Below are 17,048 nucleotides of genomic sequence, written 5' to 3' on the forward strand. Positions count from 1 at the left end.
TAAATTTCCTTCCAGGCATCATCCAAATTCACCGTCAAAACTTCCATTATCTTGCTCATCCATGAAAAGATTTCATCCTCTTCTAAACAGCAAATTTCTAAAAATTGCCCATCAATGAAAACTTCGAGGATTTGCCGAAATAAAATCCATCATATCCAAATTATTCTCTTTAATAAATTTATTTGTTTTTTGAGGATTATTCAGTACTAAGAGCAGTTTCATCATATTTTGGGTACAAGTGTGTAAATTCTTTTTATCCATTTTATGATAACTTTTCATTATTTTGATAGCATTATTTAAATAATTTTCTGCTAGTTTCAGGTTTTGGGGTTTTCCAAGGTAAGTTTCAAGCATTCCACTGTAGTTATATGAGATAGCAAGTGCCTTACTATTTGGTCCAAAATGACGCTTCGTGTTTTCTATGAGATATGGCAAATACTTCTTAGCCTTTTCATACTCTTTATCTTTCTCGTAAAACTTAATGAGTATGTCAACGAATTCAATATATTTCTTACTTGGAAGAATTTTAGGATACCAGCCTTCCACTTCTTTTTCTAGAAAGGAAATAACCCCCTTAATATCGTTTGATTGTAAATAGTAATTCATAATGGTATGGGTAATTCCCACAACATAATATTCAAAGTTATCTAACTTCATGATTTCCAATGCTCTGCAAAGCAAAGGAAGTCCTTTATCCTCTTGTTTACTGTCTAAATAGCAATGACCTAAAGCTGCTATGCTTTGACCAAGATCTGGACTTAATGGTTCAAGAATCTTTTTCTTAATGGAAATTGATTTTAATAAGAGTTTTTCTGCCTTCCGATATTTTTTTGTTTCTAAACTGATAAGTCCAAAACTGTCTAACATTTGAGCAAAGTAAATGTTTTCTTCTTCCCCGACACCATAAATAAAAATTTTCAATGCCTTCCTGATATATTGCTCTGCTCGCAAATCATTCGGGTTTTTGGAATACAAGTACGAAGCATAACTTTGATAGGCTAAAGCTATATCCTTATGCAAAGGAGGCAGTAGCTTTTCAAATAGGCTCATCGAATCATAGAGAAGTTTTTCCGCTTCAGGGTGTTCCAGCTCTTTATATATCGAGCCAAGTGAATTCATTACCTTTACAGTTTTATAATTCTCTAATCCATATTTTTCCTTATTTCTCATAAAGGCTTCTTCAGTTGCAGAAGCCGCTTTATCGTACTTTCTAATTGATTCGTATAACCTGCCAAGATTATGTAAAACATCTGCTTTCATTTCTTGATATTCAGTATTATCTTTAGTATCGCAAATTTTTAATAAGTCTTTATACATTCGCTCAGCATCAGTATACTTTTCACTATTTTTATACGCTACTGCAAGATTGTTCATAATTGTCATTTTTGATGTTTGATCAAGCCCGTTAAATTCCAAGACCTGATTGTAGTATTTGATAGCCTTGGGATAATCCCCCAGATGACGGTAGTTGATTCCAAGGTTATTTTTAACCGCTATATCAAGCTCCTGCCATTCAGAACCATTTGTTACTGGATAAATTTCTTTTAATAACTTAATTGCTTCTTTATAGTCTCCTGCCTCATAGTAAATAGCTGCCTTTTGGTTTAAGGCTTCTATCGTGTGTAAATTCTTATCGCCAAAGTGTTTCATACTTAATTCAATAGTGGAATCACATTGATTTAGAGCGCTGTCAAATTTTAAATTCCCTAAGTCGTATTGAATTATTTGGTGAGAAAATTTCAAAGTTCGTTCAATCATTGTTTCATCTGTTGCATAGCTTCCGTGCTTAAAGGCAGATTTTAATAGAGGCACAATTATTTCCTCTTCTAAGTCCTCCTCAAGCATTTCACTTAATTCCTCGTCAATAAGCTTAAACATTTGAACATGTTCATTATTAATCTCGGAGTCTTTTCGTTTTAGCAAATATCTCATTTCTAAAAATTCTTTATAGACAGAGTGGGCAAATAGATAAAATAACGAGGATAAACTAGTTTTTGAATAAAAACGGACTAAAATCATATATGTAAATTCAATTTCATCTAATACGTTTTGACTTACCTCTGCCTGTTCATTTCCAGTTACATATTTTAACGCTGATTTTATACTCATAGGTTCCCCAATAAAAGCGCCTGCTTCGAGAAAATGAATCAACTTTATTCCTAAATTGCTGTGGAAATGCTTGCTTAATCGTGAGATTCTTTCCTCTAACACCGCCTGTATCATTGGAGTAAATTTTTCGGCCATTCGGTCGGTTTGCTCACTGGAAGCATACCATTCATTCAAGTTTTTTCGAACGAGCGCCGCTAGCTCCTGAGGATGGTTTTTAGCCCATTTCCACCTTTTATATTCGGAATCATAAACGAAAAGGGAAGATTGCTGATTTAAGGAATCTTGGAACAAATTCACGGTTTCCTTTAAGAATAGAGGTTCTAATTGTTTTCCCTTGTCAATCTGAAACCATTCTGCAAGCGCAGTTGCTACTGTTTCCGTCAAATTCTTTTGTTGATCATTTTTCATAATTTCCGTTAAGTACTTTTCAATATCTTTTGCTTGGAATCCCTCGATTTTCATCAAGGTGTGTTCAAGCATTTTGTGCAGTTTTTTAAAGTGCTCTAATCGGACAAAAGAGTTTATTCTACTGATACTGTCTGACTGTCTTTCTAAAAATAAAAACATAACCGGCATTCTCATATTATCCAATTTATCAAGCAAAAGGGTAAAAAACATCGCTGATTCTTCGTCCATCCATTGGAAGTCGTCGACAATCCAAACAAGAGTTTCATTATTTTCTTTAATCTTTTCAAGCAATTTTAACGCATCTTGGGTAAGTCCCTTTATAATTTCTTGAATGGAATTTCCGTTCTCCTGGTTAGATATATTTAATGAAGCTATATTATAGGTCGTATCCTGGAAACTGTTTTTAAGCTCTAAGGAATCCTTTATTGCTGAAACGCCGGAAATCACTTCGCCTATAGCCCCTAAACTGGCACCTTTAACACTTAGTATTGGTGAGAGCAAACTTTCCATATCAGAAGAAACATTAAATAATCTACTTAAAGAAGACACCTTTTCTTTCACTTTTTCATTCCCGACTAAAACGTTTTTAATTCTTCTAGTAAAGGTGGGATTAATTTTGACATTTAATTTATTTATGGCATTGCGAATTTCCGTTAGACCTTTACTTACCCCAATCATTTCGGAACTGTAATTTGTGTTAACAAAATGAATTTTTGCAGCATCCCCGCTAAGCAGTTCGTCCCTAAATTGCTTGGCGATTGTACTTTTCCCCATGCCAGAATTTCCGGCCAGTGTCCTAATCATTGGTTTAGATATATCTTTGGCAATAGCAAAAGTGTCTTTTAATGAAGAAATCAGCTCATGCCGACCAACAAAGACGTCTTCACTGTTTGGCATATCAGGAATATATTTAATATATAAATCATCAACCATTTTGTATCTTCTTAAAAACCAGCGCCACAATTTTAATTGAGGGTTTATCATGTCATCATCGAAATAGGAATCCGCTAAGCTGTCCCGAGGCTTTAAGTTCCCCCACTCTAAAATGGTCACTAGCGGACTAGTCGCTTCAATATTATCGTAAACAGAAAACAAACCCGTTTCCTGAGCAATCTGAGTCCTTGAAAATTGGTCTTTGAATAAGCTGTAATAAGTAATTAAAAATTGAAGATCTATCGTATTTAAGTTCTCGGGATGTTTTATATGTACGAAAATTTTTTTTGTATAATTCAATGTAAATAGTAATCTGGTCATAGCCAGAATGAGTGTATCCAATTGGTTGATATGTTCTTCCTCTTCCTTAAATTTCTTAAGAGCCTTCAGCGCGAGCTTGTGCTTCTCTTCTTTCTCTTCATCTTTATTGGTCCATTGCGTGACTGTAATTAAAGAACCTATCCAAGGAGCCATCAAGTAAATAAAACCACCAGTCAGCAGCTTTCCACTTAGAAACAAGCTTATTTTTGTGGTACCTAAACCTATTTTCTTTAAATTATCTATTAAGTTTGGTGCCTCTTCTTGGTAAAAACTGTATAATTCACGTACGATGACATGAATTAAAGAATGCTCAGCATGAGCATCAAAAGAGATATAGATTTCTTCCTTATTCTTAACTTCTCGGATAAATTCCGGCAGGCCTTCTTTACGATCTCCGTCATAAATCTCATAAACAAAAGGGTAGTTACTATCTATAGCTTTTAATTCCCGATATAATTGCATGGCATTTACTCCTTTTTAAATCTTGAAATCCCAAATAAGTAATAATATGCTCAATTCCTTTAGTACCTGCTCTTTGTTACATTTTTGGAATCTATTAAAATATTTTCTTTTTTAACTCTATTTTAAATTACATTTTATGATTTGTTTAGGTCTTATTAAGTGGATAAGGTACAAAAAATTCCATAAATTTTAACAATTTTCCTCAAAAGATGCATGGAAAGATGCATGGGGACGGTTCTCATGCCTCATTTTCGCTAGAAAATGAAGCAGAAGAACCGTCCCTGTGTTTCATTCCTTTTTAATATGTTCCTCTATTTGTTCTCTATGTTTTAAGTCATGCTCGATCATTCCTGCAAAGTACTCACCTATTGTCATGTGTTCTCTTCCAGGGTAAGGTTCGGTGAATGTTCCTTCTGGGATCTTTTGTAAAAAGGACACAAGTTCCTTACGAACAGTGATAAACTCCGTAATAAGTTCCTCTTTGGAAATACCTGATCTTGCGTATTGTGATGCATTTTTATTTACAGCTTCTACATTTATACTTAACGCTGGAAATTCCTCATGATGATAAATACAGGCTACTCTATTGGTTATTAAAAATTTGTCCCATGAAATAAAATGTGAAATGACATCTGCAATCCCCCATGCCCCTTCTTTAAAAGGCCTAAACCAAAGATCATTTGAAATTTCCTTTAAAGAATCAACCCATTCTACTAAACTTATTTTTTCTTTGATAATTTGATCTTTTCTCATTTTTCCTTTAACTCCTTAACTCTAATGTTCTTGGTAGGTACGTTATGAACCTTACGCCTCTAATAAATGGCTTAAAAGTCTTTGCTCATTTTCTCTTGCATCATCAATGTGAAAAGCATGTGAGGATTTCTCAGACCAATATAATGATTTTCCTTTGGGGGCATCAAGTACTTCGAAATATCGAGTGATGAGTTCAGACATGACATGTTTTTCTTTCCTTCCATGGATAAACATAACCGGTAAATTTAAGGATGGCACCTCGCTGAAAAAATCAAATGAATTGATGTCGTGGATGATTGCATCTGTATACGAAAGCTTAAAACCTCTCACAAGAGAATTATAAATATCTATTAGAGAATAATCCGGCGACCGCAGCATGATTTTTAGACCTGAAAAAAAGGTGGCAGACTTTTTATCACCTGCATCGTAGAACATCGTATTATATTTAAATTGCCATTTTCTAATAACAGACCACTGTTTAAAGTCTTTTGTATAAGGCGGTTCTCCTACTGCAGCTAGCTCCGATAGCGCACGTTTGTTGTTTGTCTCAGTGGCCATCTGAATCAACCACTTATAGCTTAACTTATCGTTTTCTACCCAGTTGGTAATCTGGGAAAAACCCGTATAAGAATAGTATTTTTCCGGATATTTGTACGCAAGGTATAAACCGATTACACTTCCCCAGGAATGAGCCGCCAGATGCAGTTGGTCTTGCTTGAACCGAGATCTTAAATAATCTGTGACATCTTTGGCATCATCGATAAATTGCTTCAAGTTCATGGTTTCTTTTGGTATTTCTTTGGAAAAAGATTTTCCTGTACCGCGTTGGTCCCAAAAAACCACGGTAAAATGTTTAATTAATTCTTTGGTGGTCATGACCAATGTGTAATCAGTGCCTCGATTTGATACACCAGGAACAGGCATACTGGGGCCACCATGTATAAAGAGCAAGACGGGACTTCCTGGTTTTTCCGTCTGAATTAGAATGCTTTGTTTTATACCGCCAACGGGAATGGTTTCAAGTTGGCTGATTCCGTTCGCCGAGATCGTATAATCACTTTTTTTAAATATTTTCATTTCTATCTTCCCCCCTTTTTCATTCATAAAAAATATAAATCTTATAAGCTGATTATAACCTAATTTACATTATTTGGATTGCGGCTTTTTCCAATAAAAGATAGACATCCTGAACAAAAAAAAACTGCCAGAATATTTCTAGCAGTTTTGAGACACAAGGACGGTTCTCTTGCCTCATTTTTGGAGTGAAAATGAGGCAGAATAACAGAACAGCCTGGGGTGAAGGCAAAAATGTTTTTAATAAGCCATTTATTTTGCCCATGAGCGTAAAAAAGCTTCGCAACGGTAAATATAAGCGGTCTATTCTGCCCGTGAGCCCTAGAAAAGTAGCGCAACGGTAAATATAAGCGATCTATTCTGCCCGTGAGCCCTAGAAAAGTAGCGCAACGGTAAATATAAGCGGTCTATTTTGCCCGTGAGCCCTAGAAAAGTAGTGTAACGGTAAAAATAAGCGGTCTATTCTGCCCGTGAGTCCAAGAAAAGAAACGCAACGATAAAAATAAGCCATCTATTTTGCCCGTGAGCTCACGAAAAGAAGCGGACCGGTAAAAATAAGGCCTCTACTCTGCCCATGAGCCCAAGAAAAGAAGCGCTCCAGCTTCTTAGGATCATGTTTCAGTGGTCTTGAACCGTCCCTGTGCTTCACTCAAAATGAATAGATTCCGCCCTATTTAATAAAAAGTCCGCCTGGTCTCTCCCATACAGATACAATCGATGCATCGGTCTTGTCATCGATACGTACAACAATTTGATGTCCAGGTCTGCTTGTGAGTATGGTTCTTCCAAGCAGACGAGCAAAACGGCATCAAACTCCAGGCCTTTTGATAAATATGATGGCAAAATCACGATATGCCCCTTCTTCATTTCTTGTTTTTCTTCTAATAACTGAATTGGAAGCTGGCTATTTTCCAAGAGTTGTTGTATCCTCTGGCATTCTTTATCGGTACGTCCAATAATCGCAATGGAGTGCAGCTCTTCCTCTTTGAGTGAGGATATATCCTGTTCCAGCAGCTTCCTAGCTTGTTCCAGATTCACAGGATCAATTTTTTTATAGATCGGTTTTTGGCCATGACGAATGACAGGTTCGACCTTCGGCAATTCCTGATCAATCAACATTAGGATATCATTTGCCAAGTTCATGATTTCAACGGTTGTTCGGTAGCTTTTTTGCAAGGCTTGATAATTCGCATTTGGGAAAATCTCCTTTAATACAGGTGTCCAGCTATTCAAGCCGCGATAGGAATGAATGCCTTGGGCCAAATCCCCCACGATGGTAAACAACTCTGTTTCAAAGCCTTCCTTTAATGCAGCAAATTGAAAATAGCTGTAATCCTGCGCCTCATCAATGAAAATACTGCGCATTTTATGTTTTTCATCGATGCCTTCTAGCTTTGCCTGCATATAAAATAGCGGGGCTAAATCCTCAAGTTCGTATGCACTCCGTTCAAAGATACGCTGACAATATTTACTGAGAACCTTACATTCTTGTTCAGTCAGAGTTGCGGAATGCTTGTGAAGCAAATCTGGAGAAGTCATTAGTTCCTTATACAAGGTAAAAATATCTTTCATGACAAATGCATCCATATATTTTTTTACAGCGACTTTTGCCTCCTGCTCGATCCTCTTTTTTCGTTGTTCTTTCCTCTCCATTAAGGTGACCACTTTTTGCTTTCTTTTTTCTGGATCCTGCCTCCAGTTATAAAGGACCTTTTCCAGTGTTTCTTCATATTTCTTGTTAAGTTTTGATAACATAATGGATTTTTTCCTTTTTAGATCATCTTCTAAAAGGTTTTTTATTTTTCCAAGCCTTTTGTAGATTGGTAAGTACGTATATTCTTTTAAAAATAGTCTTTTAAGCTTTTTCCCTTTCATGAGGACGGAAACTTCAATCACAAAATCCTCTTCTGGGGCAAGATTGCTTTCCAATTCGTTGATATATCGATTGATTAGTTCTTTAAATTCAAGTGAGCCTTTATAACTAGAAACCCATTGCATCGATTTATTGGATCCGTTATTTTCAAGGAGCTTCATCAGCTTGGAGTTAGGTGAAAAAAGTTTTATTTTCTGGCCTAGACAGCTTCTCATAAAATCGATATAGGTGGTTTGATTGATTTTGTTGACACCGAGTTCTGGTAAGACGGCAGAAATATAATCAATAAACAGTCGGTTTGGCGCGAGTATCATTAATTTTTCTGGAGGAAATTGAAATCCAAAGGAATAGAGAAAATAGGATATTCTATGGAGTGCGATCGTTGTTTTCCCGCTTCCGGCCGCTCCTTGAACAATGATGGGGTGCTTCAATGATGCCCGAATCACTTCATTTTGCTCATTTTGGATGGTCGCGACAATTTCTGTTAAGCGATTGTCCGCTTTACCTGACAAAGATTTCTGCAAAAGTTCATCGTGTGTGGTTAAATCGATATCACTGATTTCTTTTAAGTATCCCTCAACAATGTCATATTGCCTCTTTAAAGATAAATAACCTGTTTGGGTCTCCCCATAGGCGTCATAGGACACCTCTCCAAGCCGGCCGTCATAGTAGACATTGGCAATCGGCGACCGCCAATCCACAATTATAGGTTGCTGTGTGACCCTGTCAAACAGTGACACCTTGCCGATGTACAAAATTTCTTCTTTTTTCGTACTGTCACTCGTGAAATCAATCCGTGAAAAATATGGTTTGCCAATCACACTCTCTAATCTTTTCAATTCACTTTCCGCTAATTCAAGAAAACTGGCATTGGCGAGGAGATCCGTATAGCTCGTACTGCTATCCTTAGAATTCAGTTCAGCAAAGGATTGCCTCATATTTTCAACGAAAAATTCTCTATTCCCCTGCGAAATTTCCAATACGGTCCGGATGTATTCCTTCGTAAACTCTAAGCGCTCCAGTTCTGCTTGATAATCTTTATGGCCACTCACAGACACTTGATCCTTAGTACCCATCCTATAGTCACCTCACTAAGTGACACACGGGGACGGTTCTCGTGCCTCACTTTCCCTAGAAAATGAGGCAAAAGAACCGTCCCCATGCGTCAATTTGTAAATTTGAAAATCTCATCCACAGCTTGGTGGTATCCACCGGATTTATGAAAAGATTCTCCCATTTTTGCAGCAGTTTTTTGGAATGATGGTTGTTTTAATACTTGATCCACAGCTACACTGAGTTGATTCGCAGTCAGGTTTTGCATCTGTAATGTAATACCGGCACCGAGTTTGGTAACTTGCCCGGCGATGATTGGCTGATCCGCGCTTTGAGGGATGACAATGAGCGGAACCCCGTTATAGAGACCCTCATGGACACTGTTCATTCCGCCATGGGTGATGAAAACCTTAGTGTATTTTAGCACCTCAGTTTGTGGAACATAATTTTTTACCATGAAGTTTTTTGGAATGTCCCCCAAATCCGAAAGTTGAACCTTTTCTCCAATCGACATGACAGCAGTATGTTCAGTGTTTCCAAATGCCTTAAAACAAAGCTTATAGAAATCTATTGCTTGGTTAAAGACAGTACCGAGTGAAATATAAATTAGGCTTTTTCCCTTGATCGTTGTAAGGTCGAAGTTTTCCTGCGTGGATTGTTGAGAGATAGATGGTCCCACAAATTTGTACGATTGGTCAAATGTTTCTCCAAAAGGTTGAAACTCCCTTGTTGTATAAACGATTGTGAGTGGTGCAGGGTTACAAAAAACTTCGTAAGGAGAATCGATCTTCACATCATATTTTTCTTTTATTTTTTTTGTGAGTTTCTGATACTCATCATGAATTTCGGTTGGGATATTTTGTGAAAGATGTTCCATCATTTGATCAAATGATGCTTTTGTCTGTGCAAAAGAAGTACATGAGTTAACGGCCGGGAGCTTCAGGATCTGTGCAAGTATTCGTCCACAACCAAACATGGAATCGTGGATGATATAATCAAACTGTTCTCCTTCGATTTGCCCAAGAACACTAGGAATCATGATATCTGATGTACGCAAAAGACCGTTGATTCTTTCGAGTAAATAATTTCTTCCACCTGAAATAAAAGCTTTTATAAATTTCTCACCATCAAACGTTCTTACGGTAGCGCCCGTCTTCTCAACACGTTCTCGAAAAGCCTCTATCGTAAAGTATACTACCTCTTCTCCACGCGAAACAAGCTCTTGCACAACTCCAAGAGTCGGATTAACATGTCCTTCAGAACCACCATTAATAAACAAAACACGTGCCATAATCAACACTCCTTAGCTAATGAGGCATGGGGACGGTTCTCGCGCCTCACTTTATCGACAAAAGTGAGGCAAAAGAACCGTCCCCATGTTTCATTCACTCCATCTAAATAGAGTTAAATCATAATGATAATATTTTAACCATATTGTACCAGATTACACCGCCGAGCTCCGATTTTGAAACCCCCATGTTGACATATCCAAATTTTTCATAGAAGCCAATTAAGTCTTCTTTACATGTAAGTGTGATGGTTTCACGTTTTTTTGCAGCCGCTGCTTCTTCAATATGCGCAAGTAACGCCGCTGCTACACCGCGGGTTTGAAAATGCGGGGTAACTGCTATTCCAAGGACACTTTGATGTCCGCCTGTCATTGGATTAGCCTTGATTTCACGAAATAAGTCATCTGTAATAAATGGTGTATCGATCACGGGTCCATTAACAAAACCTACAATCGCACCTTTCCTTTCAGCCACAAAGAAACTATCTGGTATTAAACGAATCCGCTTTTCAAATGCTTCTTTCGTCGCAGCCTCTTCTATTGGAAAACACAGGCTTTCAATGATAGTAATCTCAGTTAGATCTTCCATTTTAACATTACGGATATTCAACATTTTCAATTTGCCTCCAAATTCCAATAACTTCTTGGTGCTAATTCCCATTTGCCCCTACAAAATATATAAGACTTCCACTTTATAAATAATTAATTATCTCCAACTACTACTATAATAGGTTTTTGTTCAGAACAAAAGTAAAGTTTTACATTTATGATGCACGGGGACGGTTCTCGTGCATCACTTTCACTGGAAAATGAGGCAAAAGAACCGTCCCCATGTATATCAAGAAAAGAATTCCAAGAAATGTTTTTCAAACATCTGGCCCTTACTGAAAGGGAAGCAGTATTAATACTCCAAAGGGATTTTAAAACCAGTATTGCAGTTTTTGATAAAATTGAGTTGGAAGCTTTGGAAATGGCTGACACCATTACCTTTGCCATTGTGAAACAGTTCCCTAGGAAGTTTTAAATAGACCATGGGGACGGTTTATCCAGCTTTTTTTTAAGAAAGAATAAGCATTGGGAACCGTCCCTCTAGCATTTTCTTGGCTTTTGCTGCAAGAATTATATATATTGAAGGAAAGAACTCGGCGTTGGAGAGGTACCAATGGACTTACAGAATATTAATACTATACTGATCGTACTTACTACTGTTTTGAATATATTATTTGCCATTGTGGTGATTTTTGTTGAGAGACGGGATGTCAGTTCAACCTGGGCGTGGCTTTTGGTCTTATTTTTTCTGCCGATTCTAGGGTTTTTGGTCTATATCTTTTTAGGCCGCCAGTTAAAGCAAAAGAATTTCTATAAACTTTCAGAAGAAGAGAGACGTTTTTTAAATGAAGCTGTAAATGTGCAGATGAATCACTTAACTCGTTCTGATTTTTTACATAATCCTTTGCTTCAAAGGTATGGCGATCTTATTAAAATGAACATGAAGTCATCGAATGCCTTACTATCCAACGATAATGATGTACAGATTTTTCATCACGGAAAAGACAAGTTTGATGCGTTGTTTCAAGATATTCAGAATGCAAAAATCGAGATTAATCTGCAATATTACATCATTCAGCGTGATTCCTTGGCGGTAAAGTTACGGGATGAACTGACAAAGAAAGCAAAAGAAGGGGTTCGGGTTCGTGTTCTCTACGATGAAGTGGGTTCACGGCGGATGAATCGTTCCTTTTTCAAGGAACTGATTGAGTCTGGCGGCGAAGTGGAAGTGTTTTTTCCTTCTTTTTTAAAATTAATCAACTTCCGGATTAATACAAGAAACCATAGGAAGATCTGTATTATTGATGGCGAGATTGCTTATATTGGCGGATTCAATATTGGTAATGAATATTTGGGGCTGGTTAAAAAGTTCGGAAATTGGCGCGATACTCATCTAAGAATACTGGGGGAGGCAGTCAATCATGTTCAAGGAAGATTTGTGCTGGATTGGAAGCAAGCAACGAACCAAGAAACGATCAACCATGAAGCCTATTCTATGAATCAGGAGCGGCATTACGGAAACAGTGCCATCCAAATTATCGCCAGCGGCCCGAACTCCACGACCGAACATTTGAAAAATATGTATTTGAAGCTGATCATGTCGGCGCAAAAAAGTGTCTATATCCAAACACCCTATTTTATTCCCGATAGCAGCTTTATGGATGCATGCAAAATCGCCTTACTTTCCGGGGTAGATGTTCGGATCATGATTCCCAGCAAGCCTGACCATCCCTTTGTGTACTGGGCAAACTTGGCTTATGCTGGGGAGCTTTTGTCATATGGTGCGAAGATCTTGTTATATGAAAATGGGTTTTTACATGCCAAAACGATATTGGTGGACCAAGAGGTAGCCTCTGTTGGGACCACTAACATTGATATGCGCAGCTTCAGGCTAAACTTTGAAGTCAACGCCCTCATCTATGATGAAAAGATTGCTCATGATTTATATGACTTATTCGTAAAAGATTGCAATCATAGTTCCGAACTAACCCTTTCACGATACCAGGAACGATCCGGGTTTGTGCGATTCAAAGAATCCATATCCCGCCTCCTGTCACCGATTTTATGAATCAGGATGACAAGAAGTGTGTTCTGGGTGATGCACGGGGACGGTTCTCGTGCATCATTTTCAGTAGAAAACGAGGCATAAGAACCGTCCCAGTGTTTCTTACTTATGAATAATTATTCAATTGACCCTTTCCATACCATCTTTCTTCTTGTTTCTTATCATGAGGATTTGATCTAAATATTTCGTGTACTCTGATTCTGCAGAATAAGACAAGCACAAATACTCCTTCGCCCTTGTCATCCCAATATACAATAGAGAGACCTCCCTCTCTTTATCGTCTTCAAGCGGAAATGGCATCGAATCCACATTGACAATAAAGACCGCACGAAAATCCAAGCCCTTACTGCTGTCAATAGTGCTAATTTTAACCTTGCCATCATCTTTTTTATAGGAACGCTTGGAAACATCATTTTCAGTGATCCAGAAAAACGGTAAACCAGTTTCAGATAGAGAACGCTTAATAATATCAATAATCGGATACTGATGTGTTCGTTTCACCCTATAAAGGATTAACATTTCATCAAAAGGCACTTTTCGATCTTCATTCAACTTCTTAATCTGGCGGGCAACCAGTCTCATTTCATTAAAGAAGTTGGCCGACTTTAAGATGCCCGGCTCCGGTCCTTTCCTCTTTGTGCTTTGCGGCGCAATGATTTCCCCTTCCAATTCCCGATTAACGACTTTATTTTTAAACATGGAATGTTCACAGTAGAAATCCCAAGCAAACTTGACAATCTGCTGGGTGTTTCGATAATTGATCGACAACACCTTTGAACGTCCTTGAAAGCTCAAACCTGTGTCTTGAAGGTAGGAGCGTTTGCGTTTGTAAATGGTCTGTGCCCTGTCTTCTACTAATAAGAGTGATTGAGTATCAGCGTTGATGAGCAAGCTCACTAGCCTTAGCCAGTCGGCTTCAAAATCCTGTCCTTCGTCAATCAAAACCGCATCATACGTTGGAAGAATCGCTTCCTTACGCTCGATTTTTTCAATAATTTCAGGCAGCTGCTGCTCCTTGATTTTTAAATCATTCTTTAACCAAGAATGAAAGTTACGAACGATGATGTTTTGATTTTGCACAGTCTTCACATTTGGATCAAAATCGAAAAGATCCTCCGGTTCATTCAACATGTATGTAATCATTTGCTGGATGGCATTAGCCAGCGAAATATTGTAACAGAGAATTAGGATTTTCCAATTAGGGTTTTGTTTTGACAACATTTTCGCCCGGCTTGCTAAAATAATCGTTTTCCCGCTCCCGGCAACCCCGCGAATCAGGCGGTTCTTATCACCAATCTGCTTTGCCAAATTCTCTTGGTGAAGATCCATTGTCTTAATATCATGCAGCGATAACAATAGTTGATCTTGATAAGGGACAGGCGCTTTAAATTCAGCACTAATCCGGACTTCAGGGAATAAATGATAACGAATAGCATTAATGTCCTCTAATGAAAGTGGTTCCCTTAGGCGAAACGGGACGACAAACATATTCAGGATCTTTTCCATTAGTATCTCTTCTGAAAATCCTTCCTTCTCCGGGTCAATTTCATCCCTTGTCAAACAAAGGTGAGGTTCAATAACCGTGTAAAGCCCCTCTTGTACAAAATCCTTGGAAAACATCCTCGTAAATACAACACCATGGCCATATGGGAATTTTAATTGAAATTTATATTTTCCATCCAATTGAACAAGGTTTTTATCTTTTTTCAAGACATCCACAACATGGAACATATTATCCCTGGCCTGTTTCATTGGACTTTTAATGACCGCCTGATCGCCGGAAGTCGTCACAATATGCCATTCATCGTGATTAAGTTGGAATAGTGTATTTTTTGTATAATCTTTCACTTCCAGCACAACGATACCGAGGTCAGGACCAATAATCACAAAGTCAGGCCTTTTGCCTTGTATCTCAGGCTCGAAGTACACTATGTAATCATCTGGAAGATAAGTTTTCAAAGTTCGAAAAAATAACCTTTCTCCCGTCGTGGCTGATGATCGAATAGTTTCAGGAATCGTAATCGCCATAACAACCACTCCAAAATTTGCAATTTTCTCCATTATACTACAAATAGTGCGTTTGACCTAAATAAAAGATGCATGGAAAGATGCATAGGGACGGTTCTCATGCCTCACTTTTGCTAGAATATGAGGCACGAGAACCGTCCCCATGTTTCAACAAAAGTATTGTCATTTCGATAGGACTTATTTCATAATAGAGTGGAAGATTTATCCTAGTAAAATATAATACATATGAGAACTCTTATGAAAGTGGAGTGGAGATATTGATTAAAGGAATTCTTGATAAATTTTTTAAGACAACACAAACTGCGCCTCAACCAAAGGAACCGACCATCAGCCAAGCGGATGTCGAGGCATTAATTAATGCAAAACTGAAAGAGCATGCAGCGACAATTGAAAATGTCGTTGCGGAAAAAGTCAGCGAAAAACAAACGGCGGGCGAAGATGATTATAAATTAACCGCCAAACAAATAGAGTATGCTCTTTCTATACTCGATAAAGTAAAGAACGAATTCCAATTAGCAATAGCCCCGACTGAATTAACCGTTAAAGATTTGAATAGGTTAATTGCTTATCAAAGGTATAAGAATAAAGGGACGCTAATTAATTTGGTGAAAAAGGGTGTACTAAGGAAAAAATAATGCCACACGGGGACGGTTCGCGCATCCCTTTTACTAGAAAATCATTTAAGAGACATGTCGCAATAAATATACAATGTATCTCGGCTAAAATATTGCTGGTAGAAGTATGATCCCTATCGTTGTGACACTCTATCTGCTTTATCGATTGAATCGAAGCTGGATTTAGTGGTGCAATCGATACAGAATCTGCCTGAACGGATGAAGGTGTGAAGGTTATTTCTAACTCATGAATAAAGCCGACTACCCTATATTTGGGACAGTCGGCTTTTATTCTTAAATTAATCAAGCTTCAAACTAAAGAAACCTTTCTTACACCTTTTCAACCATAATCGCCATGCCTTGGCCGCCTCCAACACAAAGTGTGGCGATTCCGTATCTTTCTTGACGATCAATCATTTCATGAATGAGCGTTGTCACAATTCGGGCACCAGTCGCTCCAACCGGATGTCCTAGAGCAATAGCGCCCCCATTCACATTGACTTTATTTACATCTAGCTTTAGTTCACGAATAACAGCCAGTGCCTGAGAAGCAAAAGCTTCATTTAATTCAAAAAGACCGATATCTTCTACTTTTTTCCCAGTCCGTTCTAATAGTTTCGTAACAGCCGGAACCGGACCAATCCCCATTACTTCAGGGGAGACGCCTACAGCTGACCAATCTACTATCCTTGCAAGCGGTTTTAACCCTAAGCGTTCAGCCTCGCTTTCTTTCATTAAAACTAATGCAGAAGCTCCGTCATTCCTACCGCAAGCATTGCCTGCCGTAACGGTTCCGTTTGCCTTAAAGGCCGGCTTTAGGCTTGAAAGTTTTTCCAATGTTGTTTCAGGACGAGGGTGCTCATCCGTATCAATGATTCGTGTACCTTTTCTTTCTTTCACTTCGACTGGCACGATTTCTGCCTTAAACTTTTCATCCGCTATCGCTTTTGCAGCCCTTCTTTGGCTTTCCACTGCGAAAGCATCCTGATCTTCTCTTGAGATTTGATATCTTTCAGCTACATTTTCAGCCGTAATCCCCATTCCCAAGTCTTTTCCATATAATTCTTGAGGCTGCTGCCCTGCTTCTGTGTTGGAATCTACTAGTATTGTACGATCCCCGCCGAAACGTGCATTTCTGAGATAGATTGGCCCCCTGCTCATATTTTCCGTACCGCCGGCAACGACGATTTTAGCCTGGTTTGAGCTGATTTGCTGGACAGCTGAAGCAATTGCCTGCATCCCAGAGGCACACAATCTATTAACAGTAAAGGCAGGGGCCGTTTCAGGAATACCTGAACGAAGGGCTGCAACCCTTGCTACATTTGAGGATTCGGTGCTTTGTCTAACCTCTCCAAAAATAACCTCTTCCACTTGTTCAGGCGTTATATTTGCTCTTTTAACGGCTTCCGTAATGGCAATACTCGCCAAATGGCCTGAACTGATTTCTTTAAATGCACCGCCATAACGTCCAATTGGTGTTCGAACAGCACTCACAATTACAATATTATCACTCATGTT

At 38.3% G+C, this 17,048-nt stretch carries 11 protein-coding genes; 3 read left to right on the plus strand and 8 right to left on the minus strand.

Annotated features, from left to right (window positions below):
• Positions 1 to 111 precede the first annotated feature (111 nt).
• The 6 genes from ACZ5B7_RS16015 to ACZ5B7_RS16040 form a co-directional block, all read right to left on the minus strand.
• Complete coding sequence (locus tag ACZ5B7_RS16015) at positions 112 to 4,233, minus strand: tetratricopeptide repeat protein (protein WP_464490066.1); 4,122 nt, start codon at positions 4,231 to 4,233, stop codon at positions 112 to 114.
• 288 nt (positions 4,234 to 4,521) lie between these two features.
• Positions 4,522 to 4,986, minus strand: coding sequence for a DinB family protein (locus ACZ5B7_RS16020; protein WP_464490067.1), 465 nt, complete (start codon positions 4,984 to 4,986; stop codon positions 4,522 to 4,524).
• 51 nt (positions 4,987 to 5,037) lie between these two features.
• The gene (locus ACZ5B7_RS16025; RefSeq protein ID WP_464490068.1) at positions 5,038 to 6,063 is read right to left on the minus strand and encodes an alpha/beta hydrolase; all 1,026 of its coding nucleotides are present in this window, start codon (positions 6,061 to 6,063) and stop codon (positions 5,038 to 5,040) included.
• 642 nt (positions 6,064 to 6,705) lie between these two features.
• On the minus strand, positions 6,706 to 9,009 hold the full coding sequence (gene helD / locus ACZ5B7_RS16030; RefSeq protein WP_464490069.1) for an RNA polymerase recycling motor HelD: 2,304 nt from the start codon (positions 9,007 to 9,009) through the stop codon (positions 6,706 to 6,708).
• An 89-nt stretch (positions 9,010 to 9,098) separates the two neighbouring features.
• Entirely contained in the window at positions 9,099 to 10,277 is a 1,179-nt protein-coding gene (locus ACZ5B7_RS16035; protein WP_464490070.1) for a macrolide family glycosyltransferase, read from the minus strand.
• Positions 10,278 to 10,395: 118 nt separating this feature from the next.
• Positions 10,396 to 10,887, minus strand: a complete 492-nt coding sequence (locus ACZ5B7_RS16040) for a GNAT family N-acetyltransferase (protein ID WP_464490071.1) — start codon at positions 10,885 to 10,887, stop codon at positions 10,396 to 10,398.
• A gap of 153 nt (positions 10,888 to 11,040) precedes the next feature.
• Between ACZ5B7_RS16040 and ACZ5B7_RS16045 the strand changes: the two genes are divergently transcribed.
• Both ACZ5B7_RS16045 and cls read left to right on the plus strand, forming a co-directional pair.
• On the plus strand, positions 11,041 to 11,298 hold the full coding sequence (locus ACZ5B7_RS16045; protein WP_464490072.1) for a hypothetical protein: 258 nt from the start codon (positions 11,041 to 11,043) through the stop codon (positions 11,296 to 11,298).
• Positions 11,299 to 11,436: 138 nt separating this feature from the next.
• On the plus strand, positions 11,437 to 12,891 hold the full coding sequence (gene cls, locus ACZ5B7_RS16050; RefSeq protein ID WP_464490073.1) for a cardiolipin synthase: 1,455 nt from the start codon (positions 11,437 to 11,439) through the stop codon (positions 12,889 to 12,891).
• Positions 12,892 to 13,008: 117 nt separating this feature from the next.
• On the opposite strand, the gene ACZ5B7_RS16055 is transcribed toward cls, so the two are convergent.
• On the minus strand, positions 13,009 to 14,916 hold the full coding sequence (locus ACZ5B7_RS16055; RefSeq protein WP_464490074.1) for a 3'-5' exonuclease: 1,908 nt from the start codon (positions 14,914 to 14,916) through the stop codon (positions 13,009 to 13,011).
• A 248-nt stretch (positions 14,917 to 15,164) separates the two neighbouring features.
• Here ACZ5B7_RS16055 and ACZ5B7_RS16060 point away from each other — a divergent pair, with 248 nt between their 5' ends.
• Complete coding sequence (locus tag ACZ5B7_RS16060; RefSeq protein ID WP_423802629.1) at positions 15,165 to 15,551, plus strand: ABC transporter ATP-binding protein; 387 nt, start codon at positions 15,165 to 15,167, stop codon at positions 15,549 to 15,551.
• A gap of 309 nt (positions 15,552 to 15,860) precedes the next feature.
• Here ACZ5B7_RS16060 and ACZ5B7_RS16065 read toward each other — a convergent pair whose 3' ends face one another.
• On the minus strand, positions 15,861 to 17,045 hold the full coding sequence (locus ACZ5B7_RS16065; RefSeq protein ID WP_464490075.1) for a thiolase family protein: 1,185 nt from the start codon (positions 17,043 to 17,045) through the stop codon (positions 15,861 to 15,863).
• Between the last annotated feature and the right edge of the window lie 3 nt (positions 17,046 to 17,048).

The organism is Neobacillus sp. S1115 (assembly GCF_055385565.1).